The organism is Pseudomonas tehranensis, from assembly GCF_014268615.1.
GTDB classification, from domain to species: Bacteria; Pseudomonadota; Gammaproteobacteria; order Pseudomonadales; family Pseudomonadaceae; genus Aquipseudomonas; species Aquipseudomonas tehranensis.
Genome location: NZ_JABWQV010000364.1, coordinates 1 through 3,746 on the forward strand (window position 1 = coordinate 1; position 3,746 = coordinate 3,746).

Genomic DNA, 3,746 nt, shown 5'->3' on the forward strand with positions numbered 1-3,746 from the left:
TCGCGAGCAGGCTCGCTCCCACAGGAAGTTTGTTTATTCAGATATTGATACGCGTCAGGTTGATATCAGGTTCCTGGTTGACGCTCAGCTGCCGGACAATCGCGTCCTGCAAGCGGCTGCACAACTGCGGATCGGACAGCGGCTGGTTATGCGCGTCGGTGATGAAGAACACGTCTTCCACCCGCTCGCCCAGGGTGGCGATCTTGGCGTTCTGCAGCGACAGGTCGAACTCCAGGAAGATATGCCCGACCCGCGCCAGCAGGCCCGGGCGGTCCGGGGCACTGAGTTCCAGCACCGTGACCTGACGCTGGGCGTCGTTGTGGATCGTCACCTGGGGCGCAAACGCAAAATGCTTGAGCTGGCGCGGGACCCGACGCTGGATGATGGTCGGGTAATCCGCCGGGTTGCGCAGGGCCTCGGTGAGGCCGTCGCGGATCTGTTTGACCCGCACCGGGTTGTCGCCAATCGAATCGCCATCGGTGTCGAGCACAATGTAGGTGTCGAGGGTGAACTGGCTGCTGGAGGTAATGACCCGGGCGTCGTGAATGTTGAGGTTGAGCTGGTCCATCGCCGCCACGGTTACGGCGAAGAAGTCGTGCTGGTCCGGGGCGTAGATGAAAATCTGCGTGCCGCCCTCGAACTCGCGCTGGGTGGTTTCCTTGATCAGCACCAACGGCCCGCCATCGGCCGGTTGCTGCAAAATCGCGTCGCTGTGCCAGGCGACGTCGCCGGCAGTGTGGCGCAGGAAATAGTCATCGCCCAACTGCGACCAGAGCTGCTCGACGTCGTCCGGATCGGTGCCGCCGCGCACCAGGATGTCCAGGGCGGCAGTTTGGGTGCGACGGATCTGCTCTTCGCGGTCCACCGGGTTTTCCAGGCCACGGCGCAAGGCACGCTTGGTCTCGGTGTAGAGTTGGCGTAACAGGCTGGCGCGCCAGGAATTCCACAGGCTCGGGTTGGTGGCGTTGATATCGGCCACGGTCAGCACATAGAGGTAGTCCAGTCGTGTTTCATCGCCGACGGTCTGGGCGAAGTCGTGGATCACCTGCGGGTCGGACAGGTCCTTGCGCTGGGCGGTGGTCGACATCACCAGGTGATTCTGCACCAGCCAGACGATCAGCCGACTGTCCCACAGCGGCAATTGATGGCGCTGGCAGAACGCCTCGGCATCCACCGCGCCGATCTCGGAGTGATCGCCTTGGCGACCCTTGCCGATGTCGTGGTACAGCCCCGCCATGTAGATCAGTTCGGGCTTGGGCAGCTTGCCCATGAGCTTGCTGGCCAGCGGGAATTTTTCCGATACTTGGGTGTATTGCAACTTACGCAGGTGCTTGATCAGGTTCAGCGTGTGGGCATCGACCGTATAGATGTGGAACAGGTCGTGCTGCATTTGACCGACGATGAAGCCGAACTCTGGCAGGTAGCGCCCCAGAATGCCGTAGCGGTTCATCCGCCGCAGGTTGCGATGCACCCCGATCCTGCACTTGAACAGCTCGATGAACAGGCTGGTGTTGCGGATATCGTGGCGGAAGTCGTCATCAATCAGGTGGCGGTTTTCCCGCAGCAGGCGAATGGTGTCGGCGCGCACCCCCTTGATTTCCGGCTGCTGGGCCATGAGCACGAAAATCTCCAGCATGGCGAACGGCGTACGGCGGAATACATTGGTGTTGCGCGCTTCGATGTAACCGTCGTGGAGCTGGAAGCGTGAGTTGATCGGCTGCGGCGGTTCTTCGTCTTCGGGGGCGAGGATGACCTCCTCGAAGTGCTGGATGATCAGTTCGCTGAGCTGGGCGATGCTCATCACCACCCGGTAGTACTGCTGCATGAAGTTTTCGATGGACTGCTTGGCATCCTGGCCCTCGAAGCCCAGCAAGCTCGCGATGGAGCGCTGGTGATCGAACAGCAAGCGGTCTTCGGAGCGCCCGGCAAGCATGTGCAAGGCGTAGCGCACTTTCCACAGGAATTCCTGGGACGAGGCCAGCAGGGCGTTTTCGCTTTCCACCAGGAAGCCTTCGCCCGCCAGGGCTCGCAGGTTCAGGGTGCCGTACTGGCGACGGGCAACCCACAGGATCGTCTGGATGTCCCGCAATCCGCCGGGGGAGCCTTTGACGTTGGGTTCCAGGTTGTATTCGGTGTCGTTGTACTTGTGATGGCGGGCCTTCTGCTCGGCGTGCTTGGCCAGGAAAAAGTCCTTGCTGGGCCACATGTGCGCCGTGCTGGTGACCTCGAGCATGCGCTGGCGCAGGCGCTCGGGGCCGGCGATGGTGCGGCTTTCCATCAGGTTGGTGATCACCGTCAGATCGGCGCGGGCCTCGTCGGCGCATTCCTGCACCGAGCGCACGCTTTGACCGACTTCCAGACCGATGTCCCACAGCAGGGTCAGGAAACGCTCGATGGAATCGCGGAAAACCTCATGGTCGGCGCTGTCCAGCAGGATCAGCAAATCGATGTCGGAGTAGGGATGCAGTTCGCCGCGCCCGTAGCCACCCACCGCCACCAAGGCGATGTCGGCGTCTTCGCTCCAGTCGAACTGCTCCCAGGCCTTTTGCAGGATGTTATCGACGAACCAGGCACGGTCTTCGATCAGCCGGCGAATATCCCGGCCACTGCGAAAGCGCTGGTCGAGCACTTCGTGAGCCTGGCGGATCGCCTTCTTGAAGGCCGATATGGGGCTTGCCTTCAGGGCCAGTTCAGCCTGGAACTGGCCGCGGTCGAAGAGTTCGGGATCCACCTGCGGCATCGAATGGCTTTCCTTTCTTTCTATCTATAGCGGGGTTGTGGATCAGGCGGAAACGCGAGCGATGGTGTCATCGCTGCGCAGGGTGAAGATCTCGTACCCAGTCTCGGTCACCAGCAAGGTATGTTCCCACTGGGCCGACAGCTTGCGATCCTTGGTGATGGCGGTCCAGCCGTCGCCCAGTACCTTGGTGTCGGCGCGACCCTGGTTGATCATTGGCTCGATGGTGAAGGTCATGCCCGCTTGCAGCTCCATGCCGGTGCCGGCACGGCCGTAGTGCAGGATCTGCGGTTCTTCATGGAACACTTTGCCGATACCGTGGCCGCAGAATTCGCGCACCACCGAAAAGCCGTTCTTCTGCGCGTGTTTCTGGATCACTTCACCGATGTCTCCCAGGCGGCAGCCCGGTTTCACCAGTTCGATGGCCATGTACATGCATTCCTGGGTGACTTTCGACAGGCGCTGGGCCCATTCCGGCACGTTGCCGACATGGAACATGCGGCTGGTGTCGCCGTGGTAACCGTCCTTGATGACGGTAACGTCAATGTTCAGGGTGTCGCCATCCTTCAACGGCTTTTCGTTGGGGATGCCGTGGCAGACCACGTGGTTGATCGAGGTGCAGATCGACTTGGGGAAGCCTTTATAGTTGAGCGGGGCAGGGATGGCTTTCTGCTCGTTGACAATATAGTCGTGGCAGATCCGGTCCAGCTCTTCGGTGGTAACGCCCGGCTTGACGTGTTCGGCAATCATTTCCAGCACATCGGCGGCGAGTTTGCCGGCGACACGCATTTTTGCGATGTCCTCGGGGGTCTTGAGGGTGACGGTCATACAGGCTCTCTCTGCGCCCGGCGGCGCTGTTCAAAACGAAATAGGCGGCGGATGATGATCCGGGCGGCCCTGAAAAACGCAATTCTAACAGACGATCCCGGCAATCCGCGCCTGTCTGCGATACCAGATCGGTTAAGCGTCATAAATAAAGCGTGGCGAGGGAGCTTGCTCCCGCTGGGGC

At 61.0% G+C, this 3,746-nt stretch carries 2 protein-coding genes; both read right to left on the reverse strand.

Features of this window, described 5'->3' with window-relative positions; genetic code table 11:
* Positions 1-37 precede the first annotated feature (37 nt).
* On the reverse strand, positions 38-2,740 hold the full coding sequence (locus tag HU811_RS25830; protein ID WP_186658890.1) for a [protein-PII] uridylyltransferase: 2,703 nt from the start codon (positions 2,738-2,740) through the stop codon (positions 38-40).
* Positions 2,741-2,782: 42 nt separating this feature from the next.
* Positions 2,783-3,565: a type I methionyl aminopeptidase gene (map, locus tag HU811_RS25835; protein ID WP_047227560.1), complete on the reverse strand. Its 783-nt coding sequence runs from the start codon at positions 3,563-3,565 to the stop codon at positions 2,783-2,785.
* Positions 3,566-3,746: the final 181 nt, after the last annotated feature.

Excerpts from the sequence above, each read along its gene's own strand:
- HU811_RS25830 (WP_186658890.1), bottom strand. The coding sequence starts at position 2,740 with ATGCCGCAGGTGGATCCCGAACTCTTCGACCGCGGCCAGTTCCAGGCT.
- map (WP_047227560.1), bottom strand. The coding sequence starts at position 3,565 with ATGACCGTCACCCTCAAGACCCCCGAGGACATCGCAAAAATGCGTGTC.